The 19,558-nt window shown below is 72.6% G+C and carries 20 protein-coding genes; 4 read left to right on the top strand and 16 right to left on the bottom strand.

The features are described from left to right. Positions 1–23: 23 nt before the first annotated feature. The 6 genes from mfnA to HPS36_RS03120 all read right to left on the bottom strand — a co-directional run bounded on the left by mfnA (position 24) and on the right by HPS36_RS03120 (position 7,140). Positions 24–1,115, bottom strand: coding sequence for a tyrosine decarboxylase MfnA (gene mfnA / locus HPS36_RS03145; RefSeq protein WP_173228466.1), 1,092 nt, complete (start codon positions 1,113–1,115; stop codon positions 24–26). 76 nt (positions 1,116–1,191) lie between these two features. After that, positions 1,192–3,549 carry a phosphoenolpyruvate synthase gene (gene ppsA / locus HPS36_RS03140; RefSeq protein ID WP_137717123.1) on the bottom strand — a complete coding sequence of 786 codons (2,358 nt, stop codon included), beginning with the start codon at positions 3,547–3,549 and terminating at the stop codon, positions 1,192–1,194. 542 nt (positions 3,550–4,091) lie between these two features. Then, positions 4,092–4,721 carry a hypothetical protein gene (locus HPS36_RS03135; RefSeq protein WP_173228465.1) on the bottom strand — a complete coding sequence of 210 codons (630 nt, stop codon included), beginning with the start codon at positions 4,719–4,721 and terminating at the stop codon, positions 4,092–4,094. A gap of 133 nt (positions 4,722–4,854) precedes the next feature. Next, positions 4,855–5,640, bottom strand: coding sequence for a DUF7344 domain-containing protein (locus tag HPS36_RS03130; protein ID WP_173228464.1), 786 nt, complete (start codon positions 5,638–5,640; stop codon positions 4,855–4,857). A gap of 85 nt (positions 5,641–5,725) precedes the next feature. Beyond that, the gene (locus HPS36_RS03125; RefSeq protein WP_173228463.1) at positions 5,726–6,376 is read right to left on the bottom strand and encodes a hypothetical protein; all 651 of its coding nucleotides are present in this window, start codon (positions 6,374–6,376) and stop codon (positions 5,726–5,728) included. After that, positions 6,373–7,140, bottom strand: coding sequence for a nucleotide-binding protein (locus HPS36_RS03120; protein WP_137717126.1), 768 nt, complete (start codon positions 7,138–7,140; stop codon positions 6,373–6,375). Before HPS36_RS03120 ends, HPS36_RS03125 begins: the two co-directional genes overlap by 4 nt. A 150-nt stretch (positions 7,141–7,290) precedes the next feature. Here HPS36_RS03120 and HPS36_RS03115 point away from each other — a divergent pair, with 150 nt between their 5' ends. After that, on the top strand, positions 7,291–8,631 hold the full coding sequence (locus HPS36_RS03115) for an MBL fold metallo-hydrolase (protein ID WP_173228462.1): 1,341 nt from the start codon (positions 7,291–7,293) through the stop codon (positions 8,629–8,631). Positions 8,632–8,654: 23 nt separating this feature from the next. Here the strand turns inward: HPS36_RS03115 and HPS36_RS03110 are convergent, their stop codons facing one another. The 6 genes from HPS36_RS03110 to HPS36_RS03085 all read right to left on the bottom strand — a co-directional run bounded on the left by HPS36_RS03110 (position 8,655) and on the right by HPS36_RS03085 (position 13,014). After that, positions 8,655–8,927, bottom strand: a complete 273-nt coding sequence (locus HPS36_RS03110; protein WP_121561771.1) for a DUF7385 family protein — start codon at positions 8,925–8,927, stop codon at positions 8,655–8,657. An 86-nt stretch (positions 8,928–9,013) separates the two neighbouring features. Further along, positions 9,014–9,889 carry an endonuclease V gene (locus tag HPS36_RS03105; RefSeq protein WP_173228461.1) on the bottom strand — a complete coding sequence of 292 codons (876 nt, stop codon included), beginning with the start codon at positions 9,887–9,889 and terminating at the stop codon, positions 9,014–9,016. Further along, a complete protein-coding gene (locus HPS36_RS03100) occupies positions 9,889–10,857 on the bottom strand; it encodes a rhomboid family intramembrane serine protease (RefSeq protein WP_121561773.1) in 969 nt (322 codons plus the stop codon). Before HPS36_RS03100 ends, HPS36_RS03105 begins: the two co-directional genes overlap by 1 nt. Positions 10,858–10,993: 136 nt before the next feature. Then, positions 10,994–11,182 (bottom strand): multidrug transporter, encoded by a 189-nt coding sequence (locus HPS36_RS03095; RefSeq protein WP_173228460.1) that lies wholly within the window; start codon positions 11,180–11,182, stop codon positions 10,994–10,996. Positions 11,183–11,247: 65 nt separating this feature from the next. Next, a complete protein-coding gene (locus HPS36_RS03090; RefSeq protein ID WP_173228459.1) occupies positions 11,248–11,955 on the bottom strand; it encodes a type I 3-dehydroquinate dehydratase in 708 nt (235 codons plus the stop codon). 84 nt (positions 11,956–12,039) lie between these two features. Continuing rightward, entirely contained in the window at positions 12,040–13,014 is a 975-nt protein-coding gene (locus HPS36_RS03085; protein WP_004596489.1) for a transcription initiation factor IIB, read from the bottom strand. A gap of 238 nt (positions 13,015–13,252) precedes the next feature. On the opposite strand from HPS36_RS03085, the gene HPS36_RS03080 reads away from it, so the two are divergent. The 3 genes from HPS36_RS03080 to HPS36_RS03070 all read left to right on the top strand — a co-directional run bounded on the left by HPS36_RS03080 (position 13,253) and on the right by HPS36_RS03070 (position 15,036). Next, positions 13,253–14,050 (top strand): cobalamin-binding protein, encoded by a 798-nt coding sequence (locus tag HPS36_RS03080; protein ID WP_173228458.1) that lies wholly within the window; start codon positions 13,253–13,255, stop codon positions 14,048–14,050. Beyond that, on the top strand, positions 14,047–14,619 hold the full coding sequence (locus HPS36_RS03075; protein ID WP_173228457.1) for a DUF84 family protein: 573 nt from the start codon (positions 14,047–14,049) through the stop codon (positions 14,617–14,619). The genes HPS36_RS03080 and HPS36_RS03075 overlap by 4 nt, the downstream gene beginning before the upstream one ends. Positions 14,620–14,781: 162 nt before the next feature. Continuing rightward, on the top strand, positions 14,782–15,036 hold the full coding sequence (locus HPS36_RS03070) for a DUF7123 family protein (RefSeq protein ID WP_173228456.1): 255 nt from the start codon (positions 14,782–14,784) through the stop codon (positions 15,034–15,036). Between the two features lie 15 nt (positions 15,037–15,051). Here HPS36_RS03070 and HPS36_RS03065 read toward each other — a convergent pair whose 3' ends face one another. The 4 genes from HPS36_RS03065 to HPS36_RS03050 form a co-directional block, all read right to left on the bottom strand. Next, positions 15,052–15,660: a winged helix-turn-helix transcriptional regulator gene (locus HPS36_RS03065; protein WP_173228455.1), complete on the bottom strand. Its 609-nt coding sequence runs from the start codon at positions 15,658–15,660 to the stop codon at positions 15,052–15,054. A gap of 90 nt (positions 15,661–15,750) precedes the next feature. Further along, positions 15,751–16,887: an SPFH domain-containing protein gene (locus HPS36_RS03060; protein ID WP_173228454.1), complete on the bottom strand. Its 1,137-nt coding sequence runs from the start codon at positions 16,885–16,887 to the stop codon at positions 15,751–15,753. Between the two features lie 98 nt (positions 16,888–16,985). Further along, positions 16,986–17,474 (bottom strand): SRPBCC family protein, encoded by a 489-nt coding sequence (locus HPS36_RS03055; protein ID WP_173228453.1) that lies wholly within the window; start codon positions 17,472–17,474, stop codon positions 16,986–16,988. Between the two features lie 31 nt (positions 17,475–17,505). Then, positions 17,506–19,509, bottom strand: a complete 2,004-nt coding sequence (locus tag HPS36_RS03050) for a bacterio-opsin activator domain-containing protein (RefSeq protein ID WP_173228452.1) — start codon at positions 19,507–19,509, stop codon at positions 17,506–17,508. Positions 19,510–19,558: the final 49 nt, after the last annotated feature.

The raw sequence follows: 19,558 nt of genomic DNA, 5'->3' as shown, positions 1-19,558 counted from the left end.
CGCTCGGCCGGTAAATCGACCGGTTACCGGCGGATCCGGTCGAGGTCGTCGAGGAACGCCCGCAGCGTCGACCGCGTCACGTGCGGCATACACACCACGCGGAGCTCGCCCGCCCCGGTCCGCGACACCTTCCAGCCGGCGTCGCGGAGCGCGGCGAACGTCGGCTCGGGCACGTCGGCCGCGACGAGCGGGAGCTCGGGCTCGACCACGTCGTACCCGCGGTCGGCGAGCCCCTCGGCGAGCCAGTCGGCGTTGTCGGCCGCGCGCTCGGCCGCCTCGCGGTAGCCGTCGGGCCACAGCGCGTCCATCGCCGCGACGGCGCCGGCGACGCCTGCCCCGCTCCGCGTCCCCGTCAGCGTCGCCTGCGACCGCGTCTCCAGGTACGGCGTGTCGACCGCGAGCGCGTCGAGCGCGGCGTCCTCGCGGGCCAGCAACCCCCCGGCCGGGACCGGCGCCTGGCCGAACTTGTGGGGGTCGATCGTCAGCGTGTCGACCGGCGCGTCGGCGAACGACCAGTCGCGGTCGGTGAACGGGAGGACGAACCCGCCCCACGCCGCGTCGACGTGAAGCCGCGCCCCCGCCTCCCCGGCGATCGCCGCCAGCTCCGGGATCGGATCGACGCGGCCGTACTCCGTGCTGCCGGCGACGCCGACGACGAGCGCGGTGGCGTCGTCGACCGCGGCCGCGACGGCGTCGGTGTCGGCGCGGTGCGCCCCGTCGAGGGGGACCGTCCGCAGCTCCATGTCGAGCAGCGCCGCGGCCTTCGTGAACGAGAAGTGCGCGCTCTCGGGGGCGACGACGTTGACCTCGCCCGCGCCGCCGCCCGTCGCCTCGCGGTGCCTGTTCCGCGCGGACCGCACCGCCTGGATGTTCGCCTCGGTGCCGCCGGAGGTGACGTACCCCGCGGCGTCGGCCGGCGTCGGGTGGTCCGCGAGCGTCGCGAGCCCCGCGACCGCCCGGGCCTCCAGCTCCGCGACCGACTCGTAGGTGGCGGGGTCGCCGGGGTTCGTCGCGAGGAACCGCTCGGCGGCCGCGCGGGCGTCCGGGTGCGGCTCGGTGCACATCGAGGAGAGCACCCGATCGAACGACTGCGGCTCCGGTTCCGGCTGTCGCATCTGCCCTCTCGTTGCCGGGGACGGCTCTTACCCGTTCCGCTCTCGGATGCGTCCGAGGGACTCCCCGCTGGCGGCCTCAGCGGACCGAATCCAGCAGGAGCCGCTGCTCGGTCCGCTTCACCTCGTGTTGGACGTCCCGGACCGCGTCGATGTTCGCCGAGATGGAGGAGACTCCCTTCTCGACGAGGAACTCGACCATCTCGGGCTTCGAGCCGGCCTGCCCGCAGATGCTGGTGTCGACGCCGAGCTCCCGGCACGTCTCGATGGTGTCGCCGATGAGCCGCAACACGGCCGGGTGGAGCTCGTCGAACCGGTCGGCGACGTGCTCGTTGTTGCGGTCGACCGCGAGCGTGTACTGCGTGAGGTCGTTGGTGCCGAAGGAGGCGAAGTCGATGCCGGCGTTCGCCAGCTCCTCGATCTGGAGCGCGCTGGCGGGCGTCTCGACCATCACGCCCCAGCGGTGCGTCTCGGGGTCGATCCCGGCCTCGCGCATGTGGGCCGTGATCCCCGCCACGTCGGCCGCGTCGTTGACGAGGGGGAACATCACCTCCAGGTTGTCGTACCCCATGTCGTAGAGGCGCGCGAACGCCGCCAGCTCCTGGCGGAACGGCTCGGGCTTGTCGAGGCTCCGCCGGATCCCCCGCCAGCCGAGCATCGGGTTGTGTTCGGCCGGCTCGCCCTCGCCGCCCTCCAGCTCGCGGAACTCGTCGGTCGGCGCGTCGATGGTGCGCACGCGGACCGGTCGGGGGTAGAACTCGTCGGCGACGCGCCGGACGCCCTCGATGAGCTCGTCCTGATAGGCGCGGGCGCCGTGGTCGGCGATGTACTTCTCGGGCGTCTTCCCGAGCGAGAGCACCATGTGCTCGATCCGGAGCAGGCCGACGCCGTCGGCGCCCGTCGCCGCGGCGCGCTCGGCCGCCTCCGGGATCGAGACGTTCACCTTCACCTCCGTCGCCGTCATCGGCTTGACGGGCGTCTCGGGACGCGCGGCCTCAACCGGTTCGAACTCCTCGCCGGGCTCGGCCGACTCGGACTCGCCCGCCCGGATCGTCCCCTTGTCGCCGTCGAGGGTGACCTGCTGGCCGTCTTCGAGGACCCGCGTCCCGTTGCCGGTGCCGACGACCGCGGGGACGCCGAGTTCGCGCGAGATGATCGCCGCGTGGCTCGTCATCCCCCCCTCGTCGGTGACGATGCCGGCGGCGCGTTTCATCGCGGGCACCATGTCTGGCATGGTCATCTCCGTCACCATCACGTCGCCCTCCTGGACCTGGTCGAGGTGGTCGAGCTTGTGGACGATCCGGACGGCGCCGGAGACGACGCCCGGGCTCGCGCCGAGCCCGTCGACGAGCACGTCCTCCTCTTCTCCGCCGTTCGGGACGCTGGCCGCGCCCGGCTGGCCAGACGACGCGTCGCCGGCGGTCGACTTCCGCGGGGTCTCGCCGCCGGTTCCGGCCTCGTCCGCGCCCGCCTCGCCGCCGGCGTCCTCGCGGATCGTCGTGATCGGGCGCGACTGGAGCATATATATCTCGCCGTCGTAGATCGCCCACTCGACGTCCTGGGGGGCGCCGTAGTGGGACTCGACCCGCTCCCCGAGCTCGACGAGGTCACCGATCTCCGCGTCCGAGAGGACCCGCTCGTGTCGGCGCTCCTCCTCGACGTCGAGCTGGACCGTCTCGCCGGTCTCCGCGTCCTTCACCATCTCGACCTTCTTGTCCGCGACGGTGACCTGATCGACCGCGCCGCGCTCGCGGTCGTACACGTAGTTGTCGGGCGAGACGGTGCCGGAGACGACCGCCTCGCCGAGCCCCCACGCCGCCTCGATGGTGACCTGCGGCTCGCCCGTCGAGGGGTGGCTGGTGAACATCACGCCGGACTTCTCGGCGTCGACCATCCGCTGGACGACGACCGCGATATCGACCTCGGAGTGCGGGAACCCGCGCTGCTGTCGGTAGTAGATCGCGCGCTGCGTGAAAAGCGAGGCCCAGCACTCCTTCACGCGCCGGAGGAGGTCCTCCTCGCGGACGTTGAGGAACGTCTCCTGCTGCCCGGCGAACGAGGAGTCGGGCAGGTCCTCGGCGGTGGCCGAGGAGCGCACGGCGACGAACGCCTCCTCGCCGTCCTCGCCCATCGCCCGGTATCGGTCGAGGATCTCCTCGCGCACCGGCTCGGGGAACGGCGTGCCGAGGATCAGCTCCTCCGCGCGCTCCTCCGCCTCGCGGAGCGCCGCGGAGTCCTCGGGGTCGACGTCGACCGCCTCGAACAGCTCGTCGTCGATCCCGGCCTCCTCGATGAACGTGCGGTACGTCCCCGCGGTGACGGCGAACCCCGGCGGCACCGGAAGCCCCGCACCGATGAGTTCCCCGAGCGACGCGGCCTTCCCGCCGACGGTCCCGACGTCGTCGGCATCGACGTCCTCCAGCAAGAGTACTGCCATTCGTGTGTCCGGAGGATCCGCGAGCCGACGTATGAAGCTTCCGGCAGCCGTAACGATGAATAAAAGATTACTCGCCGCCGAGTTATCTCTGTGCGTCGGAGTCGACACACCGAATCGCTGAACAGCAGCTTCAGTTCGGGACTCCTCTGGCGCTGACTGCGGCAACCCCGGTCACACCCCCTCGGATTCGGGCATGGATCCCTCGCTGGTCAAACTCACTTCTGGTCCTTCTATCCCAGTCCGCACTCGTTGAGCGACCACGTGAACGGACGAGTGCGACGCAGGAGTCCGACGGCACGGCAATCTCTGTCGGAGTCGAGAGTAGGACCGGGACCGCGACGAGATCGCCGCGGCCGCGAGCGAAAACGAGGGCCGAAGGTCGGGGACAGCGAACCGACACGCGGTTCGTACCACTCCGTAATGGTCGAACTGGTCTATACTTACCTTCCGTTTTGCGATTAGCTCCTGTAACTTGTTACAGTACTTGTAACAAATATCTCCGACTGCGCGTCCGGTACGACTCGGTCGCCCGCCGACGCGGCTCAGTCGCCGCCGAGCCGCCGCCGCTCGTCGCGCAGGAGCCGCTCCCAGAGGCCGAACAGCGCGCTGTCGAGGCCGTACGCCTCGTCGACCCGGCGGACCCAGCGGTCGTCGCCGAACAGGTGCCGCTGGAACCGCCGGACCTCCGGGGAGAGTCGGTCGCGCTCGCCGCCGTAGTAGGACAGCGACTCCTCGCGGGTCCGCGCGACGAGGTCGTCCGGCACCTCGATCCCGTCGGCAGCGGCGACGTGGTCGAACCACTCCAGGTGGAGCAGCGAGTCGGCGAGGAGGAACCGCTCGCGGAAGCCGTCGACCCGCGACAGCGCCGGCGCGCCGTCGATCCGCACGTCGGTCGGCCGCGAGAACCGCGGCGCGGTCGCGGTCACGGACGCGCGCTCGGCGACCGCGCCGGCGACCCGCCGCAGCCGCCAGTCGGCGTACCGGACCGGCGCGATCAGGGCGAGCTCGTACCACGTCGGCAGCCACTCGCAGTACGGCTCCGAGAACGCGCCGTCCGCGAGCAGCGTCGTCGCGACCGAGCGCGCCTCGTCGGGGGTCAGCTCGTCGGGGGCCGTTCGGAGCCGACGGACCGTCCGGTCGCCGTCGAGCGCGTCGACGCCGGGGAAGCCCATGCCCTCGGCGACGGCGGTCGTGTACGCGCGGCCGGCGGCGTACCAGGCGGCGAAGTCGGCGGGCGTCGTCAGCCGCAGGAGTCGGAGGACCGTGATACCGATCCGAGGGGCTCCGCCGAGATAACTCGGTCGGTCAGCCGTCGACGCGGGCCAGCGCGTCGCCGAGCGAGACGCCGTGGTCGGAGCGGACGGCGACGGCGTACACCACGCCCGCGGCGACGGCGGCGAAGGCGACGGCGAACGCGACCCCGGCGAACGAGAGCGGGCCGAACACCGGGAGCCCGGCGGCCCACGCGCCGAGGACGGCGCCGGTCGCGAGCGCGAGCGCGCCGAGGGCGGTCCGCCTGACGTTCGCCGTGTCCGGTTCGATCTCGATCACGAGCTCGTCCGGGAGGTCCGAGGTCAGCCGGACGGTCCCGTCGCGGTCGTCGAACTCGACGAGCCCGGCGTCGGCCATCTTCGGGCAGTGGAACTGCCGGAGCGACGTGTACACGCTCTTCCGCTGGTCGTAGTCGACGTCCGCGGGGTCGACGCCGTTCTCCCACGCCGCGATCTGTCGGGAGGCGTCCGACAGCGCCGCGGCCGCGTCCTCCGCGCGGAGGTGTCGCCACAGGAGGCGCCGGCGGCGGTTCCCGAGCAGCTCCAAGAGTTCGTTCGCGCGCACTCGGTCGTCGTCGACCGACGCGTCGGGGTCTCGGCCGGGCTCGCCGCCGCCGTCCGCGGCGCTGCTGTCCGCGCCGTCGTCGCCCGCGCCGCCCGTTCGCTCTTCCGTCCGCCCTCCGGCGTCGGCCGCGCTCCCGCTCCCGGCGTCCGTCACGCCGGCCGACCCGGCCCGGTCCGTCGAGTCCCGCGCCCCGGGCGATCCCTCGACCCCTCCGGCCGCTCGTCTCCCCGCCTCTACTCGTCCACCGAATGACATGTCATATGTTCACATGGCCTGTGCTCAAAAAATTACCGCCGAGACGGACGTTTTGAACGCGCGTCTGATTTCCGCGTCACGCGCCTCAGCGGTCGGAACTCGGGTCGAGCGGCGGGGCGCGGTCCGCCGAATCGCCGGACTCGTCGAGCGCGTCGTCGAGCCCCCACTCGGCGGCGCGGTCGCGGGCCTCGGCCCGCGCCTGCTCGCGGATGGCGTCGATCCGCTCGTCGTCTGCGAGGAAGGCGGCGACGGCGTCGTCCTCGTCGGCGCCGTCGCGCAGGCGCTCGTCGGGTGCCGCTTCGCGGGTCCGCTCGGCGAGGGCGGCGTCGTCGGCCAGCTCGGTCGCGGCCGCGTCGGGCGCGACGCGCAGCGCGTCCTCCTCGTGGGCCGCCGCCAGCCCGCTCGCGTCGACGGCGTACAGCTCGACGCGGTAGGGGCCGGGGACCGCGAGCTCGGCGAGCGCGTCCGGCCCGCCGCTGTCGGTCACGGTGTTGTACGCCAGCACCGGCACGCCGTCCTCGAAGGTGATCACGCCGCGAGCCTCGCCCGACAGCAGCAGCGTCTCCTGGGGCACGAGCGTCGCGTAGCCGGTGAGCCCGCGGTCGAGCGCGCGAGAGAGCGTCGTGCCCACGTCCGAGACCACCCGCGAGCGCAGGAGGGTCCCACGCGGGATGGTGAGCGCCGCCGGTTCCGAACCGTCGCTTTCCGAACCGTCGCCCTCCGACCCCCCGCTCATGGCGTGTCGGGGACGACCGCGCTGCGGAACCGGTCGGCGACCGCGTCGCCGTCGCCGTCGCGCACGTCCAGCCGGTCGGCGGCCCGCCGGTAGCGCGCCGCGGCCTCGCTCTCGGGCGCGTGGGCGAGCAGCGGTTCGCCGGCCCGCCGCGCCGCCCGGACGGCGTCGCTCTCGGGGACGTTCGCGAGGACGGGGCCGCCGAAGTGGCGCTCCGCCTGCGCCGCCACGTCGTCGGTATCGTCCCGGACCTTGTTGAACAGGACGCCGGCCGTCTCCGTGCCGTACGACCGCGCGTACTCCTGGACCTTCAGCCCGTCCGAGAGCGCGGGGATCGTCGGCTCGACGACGACCACGACGCGGTCCGCGAGCACGACCGGCAGGACGGCCGACTTCGACCCCAGCGCGGCCGGCGAGTCGAGCAGGAGCACGTCGGTGTCGCGCGCGAGCGCCGCCACCACGTCGCGGAGCCGCTCCGGCTCCGCGGCCTCGAAGCCGGCCAGCGAGGTGCCGCAGGGGACGACCGAGAGCCCGAACCGCTCGTAGACCGCCTCGCTCACGTCCGTCGCGGTCCCCTCGACGAGCAGGTCGTGGAGGGTGACCGCCGCGTCGTCGAGCCCGGCGTGGAAGAGGAGGTTCGCCATCCCGGTGTCGGCGTCCACGACGGTCACGTCGTGGTCGGCCGCGAGCGCCATCCCGAGCGCGAGCGTGCTCGTCGTCTTCCCCGTGCCGCCCTTCCCGCTGGCGACCGCGAACGCCTCGACCATACGCCCGCTGGCCGGTCGCTCCGAATAAATCCTCCCCATCGCGGTCGCGGTGGCGCGCCCCGCCGAGCGGGCGCCGCAGTCCATCCGCTGACGGCGGTCTCGGCCTCCCGTCCACCGAGCGCTTTTGCTCGCTCGGCACGCCACCCCGGTATGGTCGAGACCATCTCCGCCGACGAGTTCCGCGACAGGATCGACGCGCGCCGGCGCGGCGACCGGTCGTTCACCGTGGTCGACACGCGACCCGAGGAGAGCTTCGAGGGGTGGCGCGTGGCGGACGCCGTCCACTACTTCTACAAGCCGTTCCACGAGTTCGACCTCGCCGACTTCGAGCGCGAGACCGGCCTCTCCCCCGGCGACAGCATTGTCACGCTCTGCGCGAAGGGGAAGGCCTCGGAGGACTTCGCCGCCGAACTCGCCGCGGCGGGGTACGAGGACGTGACCGTCGTCGCCGACGGGATGCGCGGGTGGTCCGCGGTGTACGACCGGACCGAGGTCCCGCTCCCCGACGGGCCCGACGACGCCCCGCCGCTCGACCTCGTCCAGGTCCAGCGCCGCGCGAAGGGGTGTCTGGGGTACCTCGCCGTCGGCGGACGCGAGCCGGGCGAGGCCGACCACGTCCCGGCGGGCGCACCCGCGGACGACGCCGACGGCGCCGACCGCATCGCCGTCGCTGATCCCGACGGCGCCGACCGCATCGCCGTCGCTATCGACGTCTCCAGACACGGCGACGAGTGGGTCGCGGCGGCCGCGGAGCGCGACGCGTCGATAGCGGCCGTCCTCGACACGCACGTCCACGCCGACCACCTCTCCGGCGGCCGCGCGCTCGCCGACGACCTCGGCGTCCCGTATTACCTCCCGGCCGCGGCCGCCGACCGCGACGTGGCGCATGCCTTCGAACCGATCGGCCGCAACGAGACGCTTGACGTCGGCGGCGTCGACCTGAAGGCGCTCGCGACGCCCGGCCACACCGACGACGGCGCGAGCTACCTGATCGGCGGCGCCGCGGTCCTCACGGGCGACACGCTGTTCACCGAGGGCGTCGGCCGCACGGAGCTCCAGTTCTCGGCGGGCGGGGGCGACGAGTCGGCGGCCGCCGGAGACGGCGACGAGGGCGCCGCGGGCGCGGCTCGTCGGCTGTACGACTCGCTCCACGGGACGCTGCTCGCGCAGCCGGACGGCGTCGTCGTCTGCCCCGGTCACTTCGCCGTCGCGAACGACGGGACGACCGGCGGCGCCGAGCCCGGCGAGCCCGTGTTCACGACTGTCGGGGACGCGCGCCGCGGGATCGAAGTCCTCGAGCTCGACCGGGCGGCGTTCGTCGACCGGATCACCCGGACGCTCCCGGAGAAGCCGCCGAACTACGAGTCGGTGATCGCGGCCAACCGCGGCGTCGAGTCGCCGCCGGACGTGACCGCGGCGATCGAACTCGAACTGGGCCCGAACCGCTGCGCGGCCGAGCCCGACGCCGGTTCCGCCGCGGACGACGACTGAGACCTCTCACCGCACTTCGGCGCTCACTCGTCGTGGATGAAGACGAGCCGCTTCGACTCCGTGTTGACTAGACAGAGGTCGATGCCGTCCCGGGTCGCGCCGATCTGCTGCCAGCCGTGGTCGCTGACGAACAGCGTCTGGAAGACGCCGCGGTCGCAGTCGGGGTTCGGACAGCCGACTCCCGCCGCGTTCTTGTAGACGGTCGTTCCGCCGCCCGAACTCTGTCGCACTAACCCGTCGGTCAGCGACCGGAACTCCTCCGCGGACATCGGACTCTTCCCGTCGTCGTCTGTCATGTCTCCGCGTTCGCGGCCGACCGCCTAAAAACCGCCTACCGTGGCAACTGCTGACATACCGCTCGGCGCGGGAGGCGGTCCGGCGCTCACTCCGCGTCCCGCTTCGCCCGCTCCGCGTGGGCGTCCGCGAGCCGCGTCGGCTCCGGGAGCTTGTACCCCGCGCACAGGGCCGCGACGAGGGCGACCGCGGTCTCCGCCGAGACGCGGTGCCCCGGGCTCACGTACAGCGGGTTCACGCGCCTGCTGTTCGGGTACTGGCGCGACTGGAACGCGTGGCCGATCACCGTGCCCGGCTCCGCCGTCGTCACCGCGTCGTCCGCCCGGATCGGCGTGCGCCAGCCCTCGGGCCGCTCGTCGGTCGGCTCGTCGGGCTCGCCACAGAGGAGGCTCTTGGCGACGCCGACGCTGGGCACGTCGCGGAGGACGCCGACGTGCGTCGCGAGCCCCGCCTCCCGGTAGTGGATCCGGCCCGAGCCGTCACAGACCAGCAGGTCGGGGTCGGCGTCGAGCGCGTCGAGCGCGGCCAGTATCGGCTCCCCCTCCCGGAACGCGAGCAGGCCGGGGACGTACGGGATCGACAGCGGTGTCGTCGCGCTCGCGTACTCGACCACCCTCCCGCCCCGGAGCGCGACCGCGGCGGAGACGGCGGCGTCCGGGCGACCGTCCGCCCGGTCGGTGAGGAACGCCTGGTCGACGCCGACGACGGTGGGGGCGTCTCGGCCGCGTTCCGGAGATTCGGCGTCCGCCGGCCCCGCGTCGGCCCCCAACCGCTCCTGCACGTCGTCGCGCGCCGGGGGGAGTCCGTCCGCGAGCGAGGCGCCCTTGTCGATCGCGACGGCAGCCGGCTCGGGCGCGCCGTCGTCCGCGAAGACCGCGGCGGCCGCGATGTCGCGCTGGAGGGCCTCCATCCGCGCGCGCGACAGCGACGGGTCCGGGCGGAGATCGGGCCGCGCGAGGTCCATCAGAACCGCCCGCCGGGGCCGCCCGGACCGCCGGGGCCGCGCGGGCCGCGGGCGCCGCCCATCGAGACGCCGCCCATGCCGCCCGCGGAGCGCGCGAGCCCCTCGTTGCGCTTGCCGAACGCGAGGCCGATGGCGAAGCCGATCAGGTGCGCGAGGTGGGCGATCCCGCCGACGCCGCCGGTCCCGGTCTGGACCACGAGCGCCGCGGAGACGATCGCGATCCCCCACGTCAGGTACTTGATCTTCATCGGGACCACGAAGAACAGCAGCACCTGCATGTTCGGCCGCCAGACCGTGAGAACGCCGAGGATCGCGAAGCCGGCGCCGCTGGCGCCGAGCACGCCCGTCGGCGGGGCATTCGTCGCGATCGCGAAGAGGACGTGGCCGAGGCCCGCGAGCATCCCCGACAGGAAGAAGAACGCGACGAACTTCTTCGAGCCCACCGCGCGCTCGACCAGCGGGCCGAAGAACAGGATCACGACGCTGTTGCCAATGATGTGGAACAGGCCGACCCGCGAGTGCGACAGCACGGAGGTGACCCACGTCCAGACGTTGCCCACCGCCTCCGAGCGCAGCACGAATATCTGACTGTGCGCCGCCTCCCCCAGCGTCAGCGTCACCGCCCACTGGAGGAGGAACGTCACCCACATCGCCAGCAGGAGGGCGTACGTCGCGTTGTTGCGGAAGTAGCTGATCAGCCCGCCGGTGCTGGTCTCGTGGTCGATCCGCCGTTTGACCTGATCGACGACCCCCGCGGACGCGCCGCCCGAGCGGGAGCCGCCCCCCGACCCGCCCTCGACGCTCTCGTCGAACCCGCTGTCGAAGACGCCGCCGGGGTCGTCCCACTCGGCGAGGCCCGGGCAGTCGTGGTTCTCCGGGAGCCGGTGCTCGGCGCAGAACGTCTGCCCGCACCGCTTACACTGGTACGGGAGGTTCTCGTACTCCCCGCACTCGTCGCACGTCGCCATTGCCCGCACTTACGGGGGCGGTCGTAAAGCGGTTTGGCTCCGCGCCGGCCCTGACGGACGCCCGACCGCGACGGACGCCTGACCGCGCGACGAGCCGGCGGCTGGCGGGCGGCTCGAACCGGTCGGCGCGCGTCGCTCAGTCCAGCAGCCGCGCGGCGACGACCGCGACGGCGACCCCGGCGACCGCGCCCCCGATGAGGGTCGGAACGAGCCGGCCGGACCCCCACTCCCAGCCGAGGAAGCGGGTGCCGACGACCGCGACGAGGGCGATCAGGAGGCCGAACGCGGAGACCAGCGACGACTGGTTCGATCGGAGGAGGGCCATCTCACCCGTTATCTTCGACGGCGCCGGTGAAAAATATTCGTCCCGTTCGACCGAGCGGCGACCTCCTACGCCTCCGGGTCGACCGCTCGCAGCCCGTTGACGAGGTCCCTGAGCGTCGCGAGCGGGTACTGTCCGGGCGCGGTCGCGTCCGCGGCGTCGACGGGCGCGTAGCCGATCTTCGACCCGTACAGCGGGGTGACCGCGCGGGTGTGCCGGCCCGGCTCGCCCATGCACATCGTCGCGACGCGGTGGCCCGCCGCGGTCGCCTCGTGGGTCGCCTCGATCATCGCGAGCGCGTCGCCCGGCGCCGTCGCCGTCGTCGCCAGCTTCCCCACGTCGCCCTCGCTCGCGGCGTCGGCGAGGAGGTCCACCAGCGCGGCGGGCTCGGGCGTCGACTCGAAGTCGTGGACGGATGCGACGACCGCGACGCCGGCCTCGCGGGCCGCATCGCGCAGCGCGGTCGCGTGCGACGCCTCGGCCGGGTCGGGGTGCGTCCCGCGCAGCGCGGCGAGCTCGACGTCGACCGCGGCGACCGCGTCGCGACTGATCGCGTCCGAGAGCGCGTCGTAGCGGCCGAGCCCGTCCGCCTCGCCGCCCTCCCACGACGCCCGGTTCGTGACGAGCAGCGGGAGCTCGCCGTCGTAGTCCGCAAGCTGGTCGAGCGGGTCGCTCGCGAGGTCCATCCGGAACTCGACGGCGTCGGCGTGCTCGCGGGCGGCCGGCTCCGCCGAGAGGTCCGCCGTGCTCGCGGCGAGGACGTACTCCTCGAACATACGCGGGCGTTCCGCGGGCGGGGACTTAGCTGGTCGGGTTGGCGGGGGCCAGCAGGAGCGGGGGATCGAGGAAGAGCGCGCGAGTTACGCGACGAGGCCGTCCTCGGCCTCCAGCAGCTCGTGGTAGCGGTTCCGGATGGTGACCTCGGAGATGTCGGCGACCTCCGAGACCGCGGCCTGCGTCGTCTTCTCGTTCGTGAGCAGCGCGGCGGCGTAGACGGCGGCCGCGGCGAGGCCGACCGGCGACTTGCCCGAGTGGACGCCCTTCTCCTTGGCGTTGCGCAGGAGGCTCTTCGCGCGCATCTCGGACTCCTCGGAGAGCTCCAGGTCGGAGGCGAACCGGGGCACGTACTGCTCGGGGTCGGCCGGCTTCACTTCGAGCTTGAGCTCGCGGACGACGTACCGGTACGTCCGGGCGATCTCGGCCTTCTCGACGCGCGACACGTCGGCGATCTCGTCGAGCGAGCGCGGGACGCCCGCCATCCGGGCGGCGGCGTACACGCAGGAGGTGGAGACGCCCTCGATGGAGCGGCCGGGGAGGAGGTCCTCGTCGAGCGCGCGGCGGTAGATGACGGAGGCCGTCTCGCGGACGTTGTCCGGGAGGCCCTGCGCCGAGGCCATGCGGTCGATCTCGCCGAGCGCCTGCTTCAGGTTGCGCTCTTTCGAGTCGCGGGTACGGAACCGCTCGTTCCACTTGCGGAGCCGCTGCATCTTCTGCCGCTGGCGCGCGCCGAGCGAGCGGCCGTACGCGTCCTTGTCGCGCCAGTCGATGTTCGTCGAGAGCCCCTTGTCGTGCATCGTGTTCGTGGTCGGGGCGCCGACGCGGCTCTTCTCGTCCTTCTCGCGGGAGTCGAACGCGCGCCACTCCGGGCCGCGGTCGACCGAGTCCGCCTCGACGACGAGGCCGCAGTCGCTACAGACCGTCTCGCCGTGCTCCTCGTCGTTGATGACGTGGCCGCCGCACTCCGGGCAGCTCAGCGTCTCGTCGGTGCTCTCCGATTCCTCCTCGTTCGTCTCCGTTCGGGAGCGACTCCCCCGTGTGTGTAGTCGTTCACTCATAGCTCGGTTGCCCCCGGAAACTGAAACTGCCCGAGAGCGATCTTGGTTTACCGTCGGCGGAACACAACTTAAAACGACCGGAACGTGTCGCTCGAATCCCGACGAAAGGACACGATCTATCACGTGTTTTCGCCGATCTCGGGATCGGCGGCGACGCGCCGTCACGCGCCCTCGAACCCCGCCTCCGGCGGCCGCCGGGACCGAAACCGTTGACACGGTCGCGGACGGATAGGCCGGTATGTCCGCGCCCCGCGTCGTCTCGCTCGCGCCGAGCGCGACCGCGACGGTCGCCGCGCTCGATGCGGCCGACCGCCTCGTCGGCGTCACCGCCCACTGCGACCTCCCGGCCGACGCGGGCGCCGGGTCCGCGCACGGCGCCGACGCCCCGACGGTCGTCGGCGGCTGGCTGAACCCCGACCTCGACCGCGTCGCCGACCTCGACCCCGACGTCGTCCTCACGAGCGACGGGCTCCAGGCCGACCTCGCCGACGACTGCCGCGAGCGCGGCCTCGACGTCGCGCACCGCGAGCCGGCGACCCTCGACGACGCCCTCGACGGGTTCGCCGCCCGGGGGCGAGACGTCGGCCGCCCCGAGGCCGGCGAGCGACTCGCCGCCGACGCGCGCGAGCGCCTCGACCGGATCGCCGAGGCCGTCGCCGACCGCCCCCGCCCGACCGCGTACTGCGAGGAGTGGTCCGACCCGCCGATGGCGGCCGGCAACTGGGTCCCCGACGCCGTCCGCGCCGCGGGCGGCCGCTACCCGTTCGTCGACCCCGGGGAGCGCTCCCGCGAGGTCGACCCCGCCGCCGTCTCGCGCGCCGACCCGGACCACGTCGTCGTCCACGTCTGCGGGCGCGGCGACCGCGTCGACCCCGCGGCCGTCGCGGAGCGCGACTGGATCGACGCCCCCGTCCACGTCGTCGACGACTCCCTGCTCAACCAGCCGAGCCCCGCCCTCGTCGACGGCGTCGAGCACCTGGCGCGGCTGCTCCATCCCGACGCGTTTTCGACCCCGGGCGACGAGGACCGACCATGACGACCCTGCGAGTCGGCGTCGGCAGCGGCAACCCGGTGAAGCGGCGCGCGGTCGAACTGGCCCTCGGATCGGCGGCGGACGCCGACCTCCCCGGCGCCCCGACGGGCGTCGCCATCGAGTCGGTCCCCGTCGACTCCGGCGTGAGCGAACAGCCCCGGGGCCACGCGGAGACGATCGCCGGCGCCGAGAACCGGGCCGCGGCCGTCCTCGACGCGTCGCCGAGCGGCGGCGACGCAGCGACGTTCGACCTCGGCGTCGGCGTCGAGGGCGGCGTCGCCGGGTTCGACGGGACCGACGACCGCTACCTGATCATGTGGGCGGCGGTGACCGACGGCGACCGCGTCGGCCGCGGGGCCGGCCCGAGCCTCGCGCTCCCGGCAAGCGTCGCCGCCCGCCTCGCCGACGGGGCGGAGCTCGGCCCCGTGATGGACGACCTCCTCGACACCGAGGGCGTCGCGGAGCGCGGCGGCGCCGCGGGTGCGCTCACCGCCGGCCGCGTCGACCGAGCCGAGGCGCTCGCGGCCGGCGTGAGCGGCGCGCTCGGCCCCTTCGTCTCGGACCTGTACTGAGCGGCCCGCGGCGCCGCCGGCGGCCGCCGCGGTTCGGACACCGTACCCAAACGCGGTCGCGTGGCGGCGATCTCGCTCCGGTTCCGGGACGAAACCGCACGACAGCGGCGTGTTAACCCCGTCTACCAACCGCCTTATGTCGGACGCCGGCGTGGATCGGGTATGAGCACTGCCCAGTTGGACGCGGTCGCAGCCGAATCGAGCGGCCTCTCCGCGAAACAGTCGCAGATCCTGCGATACCTCCGCGAGAACGCGGCCGACCGGACGTACTTCAAGTCGCGGCTGATCGCCGACGACCTCGGCCTCTCCGCGAAGGAGGTCGGCGCGAACATGAGCGCCGTCGCCGACGCGGCCACCGACATCGACGTCGAAAAGTGGGGCTACTCGTCGGGGACGACGTGGATGGTGACGGCCTGACTGCCGGCCGCACGATCAGGGGTCGTACGAGACCAGCGACGCCGCGTCGTCGGCGACGGCGACCGCGGCGGCGTCGAAGGAGTCGGCGTACCGGACGACGAGCGTGAGCAGCCGCTCCGGCTCGGTCAGCGCGTAGCCGTCGGTCCGGTCGAGGAGGCCGGCGCGCTCCAAGTCCGCCGCCGCCGCGCTTATCGCCGGCCGCGAGACGCCGAGGGCGCTCGCGAGGTCGGCGCCCGTCGCGTCGGGGTCGCGCAACAGCGCGAGGATCATCCCCCGCGGCGTCTCTCGGCGGAGGTAGCCGAGCGCCCGCTTGTCCGTCTCGTCGAACCGGCCGGCGGGGAAGAAGCGCCGGTAGTCGTCGTCCTTCTCCGACTCTATCGCGCCCGCCTCCTCCAGCTTCCGGAGGTGGTACTGCGCCTCGCCGGTGCCGAGTCTGAGGTCGTCGCGGAGCTTCGAGAAGTGCGCGCCGGGGGTCGTCGGCACGTAGCCGCGGATCGCCTCCCGCGTCTCGTTCTCGTCGCCGCCGTCGTCGGCGCTCGCGGTCCCGACGAACGGCGCGGCCGCTCCGACCGCGGCGAACCGCCGGAGCGTCTCGCGCTTCTGCCCGTCGAACCCCTCTGTCACAGTCTCAGTAGCCTACGCCGCGACAAAAGCACTTCGCTCGCGACAGGTTCGCGGCGGAAAACGCGGTCTCCGACGGTGTTTCGCGGGGGTTTACTCCTCTTTCTCGACCTCGGCGGGCGCCTCCTCGTCGTCCATCTCTTGAATGACCTCGTCGGCCGACCTGATGCTCGCGCCGGCGTCGCCCGCCTTCACGGCCTCCGCCTCCTTCTCTAACTCCTCGACGTTCATCTCCGCGGACTCCTCGATCTGGCCGAGGATCTCGTCGATGTCGTCGAGCCCGAGCATCTTCCGCGTGTCGGCGTCGAACTCCTTGCCGTCGAGCCCCTCCATCTCCTGGACGTCGGAGCCGGAGAGGGCCTTGCCGTAGCGGCCGACGAGGCTGGTGAGCTCCTGCGGGAGGACGAAGGTGGTGGACTCGCCCTTCCCGATCTCTTCGAGCGTCTCCATGCCGCGCTCGATGATGGCGCGCTCGCCCATCGATTCCGCGGAGCGGGCGCGAAGGACGGTCGAGATGGCGTCCCCCTGCGCTTCGAGGATCTGGGACTGCTTTTCACCTTGCGCGCGGATGATGTTGGACTGCTTGTCACCTTCCGCCTGCTCGACGGCGGAGCGGCGTTCCCCCTGCGCTTCGAGGATCATCGCGCGGCGACGGCGCTCGGCGGAGGTCTGCTGCTCCATCGCCTGCTGGACGTCCTTCGAGGGGTTGACCTCGCGGACCTCGACGCTCTCGACGCGGATCCCCCACTCGTCGGTGGGCTCGTCGAGCTCCTTGCGGATCTTCGCGTTGATCTCCTGGCGCTTGTTCAGCGTGTCGTCGAGTTCCATGTCGCCGAGGACGGCCCGCAGGGTGGTCTGCGCGAGGTTCGAGACGGCCTTCTTGTAGTCGTCGACCTCGAGGAACGCCTTCTTGGCGTCCATCACCTTGATGTAGACGACCGCGTCGGCGGTCACGGGGGAGTTGTCCCGCGTGATCGCCTCCTGCCGCGGCACGTCCAGCGTCTGCGTCCGCATGTCGAACGGGTACGTCCGGGAGACGAACGGCGGGATGAGGTTGATACCGGGTTCGAGCAGCTTGCGGTACTCGCCGAAGACGGTGAGCGTCTTCTTCTCGTACGCGTCGACGATCTCGAACGACTGCCAGAGCGTGACGACCACGAGCAGCAGCGCCAGCAGCCCGACGCCGACGAGCCCGAGGCCGAGTCCGGATTGGAGGGTGATCGGATCCATACCCCCGTTTAGACCATCGAACGGTTAATAGTTCGCCCGCCGACACCCCGATCGCAACGCCGTCCCCCGGTCCGCCCCCGGCGTCCCCGTCGATCCACTCACTCGTCCGCCTCGAACTCCGCGGCGACGTTCCGCAGGGCCGCGCGGAGCTGTCGCTCGTTGAACCGGCGGATCACGGGCGCGCCGACCCTCGTGAGCGCGTTCTCCGGCAGGCCGTACGTCGCGGCGTACGTCAGCTCCGTCCCGCCCTCGACGGGGGCGAGCCGGAGGTCGATGGTGCCGGTGAGGCGCCCGCGGAGCTCGAACTGGTGGCGCTCGGGCGGGTCGTGGACGGTCTGGACGATCTCGCCGTCGATCCCGACGCCCGCCATCCGATAGGTGTACGCCAGCCGCTTCCCGCCGTTCTCCAGCGGCTCGACGTCCCGCACGTCCGTGAGCCCGGGCGTGATCGCCGCGTGGTTCTCGGGGTCGTCGAGGAACGCGAACACCGCCTCCGGGTCGGCCGCGACGGTGACCGCGTCGCTCGCGGCGAACGGGTCGTCGCCCGCCGCTGACGGGCCGCCGGCCGCGTCATCCCCGTTCGTCATGCGCCGTCGCGATCGGCCGCCGACGCTCGGGTCATCCGTCCGACCGGGGGTCGACGTACGCCTCGACCAGCTTCCGCTCGGCCGCGCGGAGGTGCTGGTGGAACGTCTGTCGGGTGATCCCCATCCGCTCGGCGATCTCGGAGCCGTCGACCGGGCGCGGCCACTCGAAGTAGCCGTTCAGCTCGGCGGTCTTCAGCGCGGCGCGCTGCCGGTCGGTGAGGCGCTCGTCGACCGCGGCGGCGAACTCGGCGACGGTGCGGTCGCGGCTCTCGCGCTCGACGCGCGACCGGAGCTCGACGCCCTCGTACTCGTCGCGGAACACGTCGAGGATCGACCGCACGTCGTGCTCGGGCGGCGCCTCGATCGTGAGGGTCGCCTCGTCGGCCGTGGCCGTCGCCTCGGTGACGACGCCGCCGTGAGCCGCCAGCTGGGTGAGCGGCGGCGAGTCGGTGACGGTGACGGCGAAGCTGACGCCGTCGTTCGTCTCCGAGACGGTCCGCATCGACTCGACGAGCGGGAGCGACGCGAGCTCGTCGAGGTCCGGGTCCTCGCCGTCGGCGCGGAAGTACAGCTCGCACTCGTCGTCTTCGAGCCGCGTCGTCCCGAGGTGTACCACCTCCCCGCCGACCGCGTCCGCGATCCGCGAGAGCGCCGCGGTCTCGTCGCGGATCCCGACTACGAGCTCCACCACCCGGTCGGTGGTGAGGATCTCCGTCGTCTCGATGGAGTGGAGCCCGTTCGCGATCATCTTCCCGACCGACTCGCACACCCGCCGCTCCCGCCGGGCTAAGACGTCCGCCCCGTTGCCGTAGATCCCCAGCAGGCCGTACTGCCGGTCGCCGTACGTGAGCGGCACGACGAGGAGCCGGCGGCCGCCCGCGGACTTGGGTTCGAGCGGCCCGTCGGCGACGTGCTCTATCGACCCGCTGTGGAGCTCCTCGGTCTCGATCGCCTCCTGTACCTCCGCCGGCGTCTCGGCGACGTCGTACGACGCGCCCGGCTCGACGGACACGCCGCTCGCCGCGCGGATCTCCAGCCGGCCGGTCGCCGACGAGACCTCGCCGATCCAGCCGCCGGCGTACCCCGGCTCGCCGGCGATGACCTCGCAGACGCGCTCGGAGATGACCCCCGAGTCGCGGTTCTCGACGAGGATGCGGCTGATGTCGCTGAGGAGCCCGTTCACCCGGCCGAGCACCCTGTCGAGCGAGCGCCGCTCGGTCGCCAGCTTCTCGGCGCGCTCCTCCGCGAGCCGCTCCGCCTCCTTCCGGTCGCTGATGTCGTTCTGGAAGCCGACGTAGTGGGCGAGGTCGCCGTCGTCGTCGTAGACGGGCGCGACGGTCAGCTCGTTCCAGAACGGGGTGCCGTCGCGCCGGTAGTTCCGGATCTCGACGGTCACCTCCTCCTCGTTGCCGATCGCCTCCGCGATCTCGTCGACGGTCTCCGGGTCCGTCCCCGGCCCCTGGAGGAACCGCGGGTTGCGACCGAGCGCCTCCTCGACCGGGTAGCCGGTGTGTTCCTCCCAGGCGTCGTTGACGTACACGAGGGGGTAGTCCGGGAGGTCCGGGTCGCTGATGCTGATCCCGATCGGCGCGTCCTCGACGGCCCGCGTCACCTCCGACGCGGTCGGTTCGTGGTCCGACACGTCCTGGCGGGTCTCCGAGGCGGAGACGCCGGAGCAGACGGTCGACACGTCGGAGACGAGCCGGTCGATCGACGCCGACCCGTTCTTCTGGAGGAACCTGTCGACGCCGTTCTCGAAGGCGGCCTCCGGCACGCCCTCCTCGTCGGTCGCCGTGAACATCACGACGGGCACGCCGGCGTCGGACTCCTCGATCGCGGTCGCGAGGGCCACGCCGTCGTCGCCCGCCAGCGCGTACTCGCTGACGACGCAGTCGTACTCGCCGGTCGTCGCCTTCGCGACCGCGGACGCGGCGGTGTCCGTGCGCGTCACCTCGAACCCCGCGGCGCCGAGCGCAGTCTCGATTCGATCGCTCCCCTCCTCCGGGTGGACGAGGAGCGCCCGAGCATTCGCCATGAGCAGCAGTTCGCACCCATACGGGTTAATGGTTACCTGTCTTCCGAGG

The organism is Halorubrum salinarum, from assembly GCF_013267195.1.
In the GTDB taxonomy this organism is placed as follows: Archaea; Halobacteriota; Halobacteria; order Halobacteriales; family Haloferacaceae; genus Halorubrum; species Halorubrum salinarum.
This window is presented reverse-complemented; position numbering and strand designations above follow the sequence as displayed.

Coding starts and splice junctions, on each gene's coding strand:
- mfnA (WP_173228466.1), bottom strand. CDS start 1,115: ATGCGACAGCCGGAACCGGAGCCGCAGTCGTTCGATCGGGTGCTCTCC.
- ppsA (WP_137717123.1), bottom strand. CDS start 3,549: ATGGCAGTACTCTTGCTGGAGGACGTCGATGCCGACGACGTCGGGACC.
- HPS36_RS03135 (WP_173228465.1), bottom strand. CDS start 4,721: ATGGGCTTCCCCGGCGTCGACGCGCTCGACGGCGACCGGACGGTCCGT.
- HPS36_RS03130 (WP_173228464.1), bottom strand. CDS start 5,640: ATGTCATTCGGTGGACGAGTAGAGGCGGGGAGACGAGCGGCCGGAGGG.
- HPS36_RS03125 (WP_173228463.1), bottom strand. CDS start 6,376: ATGAGCGGGGGGTCGGAGGGCGACGGTTCGGAAAGCGACGGTTCGGAA.
- HPS36_RS03120 (WP_137717126.1), bottom strand. CDS start 7,140: ATGGTCGAGGCGTTCGCGGTCGCCAGCGGGAAGGGCGGCACGGGGAAG.
- HPS36_RS03115 (WP_173228462.1), top strand. CDS start 7,291: ATGGTCGAGACCATCTCCGCCGACGAGTTCCGCGACAGGATCGACGCG.
- HPS36_RS03110 (WP_121561771.1), bottom strand. CDS start 8,927: ATGACAGACGACGACGGGAAGAGTCCGATGTCCGCGGAGGAGTTCCGG.
- HPS36_RS03105 (WP_173228461.1), bottom strand. CDS start 9,889: ATGGACCTCGCGCGGCCCGATCTCCGCCCGGACCCGTCGCTGTCGCGC.
- HPS36_RS03100 (WP_121561773.1), bottom strand. CDS start 10,857: ATGGCGACGTGCGACGAGTGCGGGGAGTACGAGAACCTCCCGTACCAG.
- HPS36_RS03095 (WP_173228460.1), bottom strand. CDS start 11,182: ATGGCCCTCCTCCGATCGAACCAGTCGTCGCTGGTCTCCGCGTTCGGC.
- HPS36_RS03090 (WP_173228459.1), bottom strand. CDS start 11,955: ATGTTCGAGGAGTACGTCCTCGCCGCGAGCACGGCGGACCTCTCGGCG.
- HPS36_RS03085 (WP_004596489.1), bottom strand. CDS start 13,014: ATGAGTGAACGACTACACACACGGGGGAGTCGCTCCCGAACGGAGACG.
- HPS36_RS03080 (WP_173228458.1), top strand. CDS start 13,253: ATGTCCGCGCCCCGCGTCGTCTCGCTCGCGCCGAGCGCGACCGCGACG.
- HPS36_RS03075 (WP_173228457.1), top strand. CDS start 14,047: ATGACGACCCTGCGAGTCGGCGTCGGCAGCGGCAACCCGGTGAAGCGG.
- HPS36_RS03070 (WP_173228456.1), top strand. CDS start 14,782: ATGAGCACTGCCCAGTTGGACGCGGTCGCAGCCGAATCGAGCGGCCTC.
- HPS36_RS03060 (WP_173228454.1), bottom strand. CDS start 16,887: ATGGATCCGATCACCCTCCAATCCGGACTCGGCCTCGGGCTCGTCGGC.
- HPS36_RS03055 (WP_173228453.1), bottom strand. CDS start 17,474: ATGACGAACGGGGATGACGCGGCCGGCGGCCCGTCAGCGGCGGGCGAC.
- HPS36_RS03050 (WP_173228452.1), bottom strand. CDS start 19,509: ATGGCGAATGCTCGGGCGCTCCTCGTCCACCCGGAGGAGGGGAGCGAT.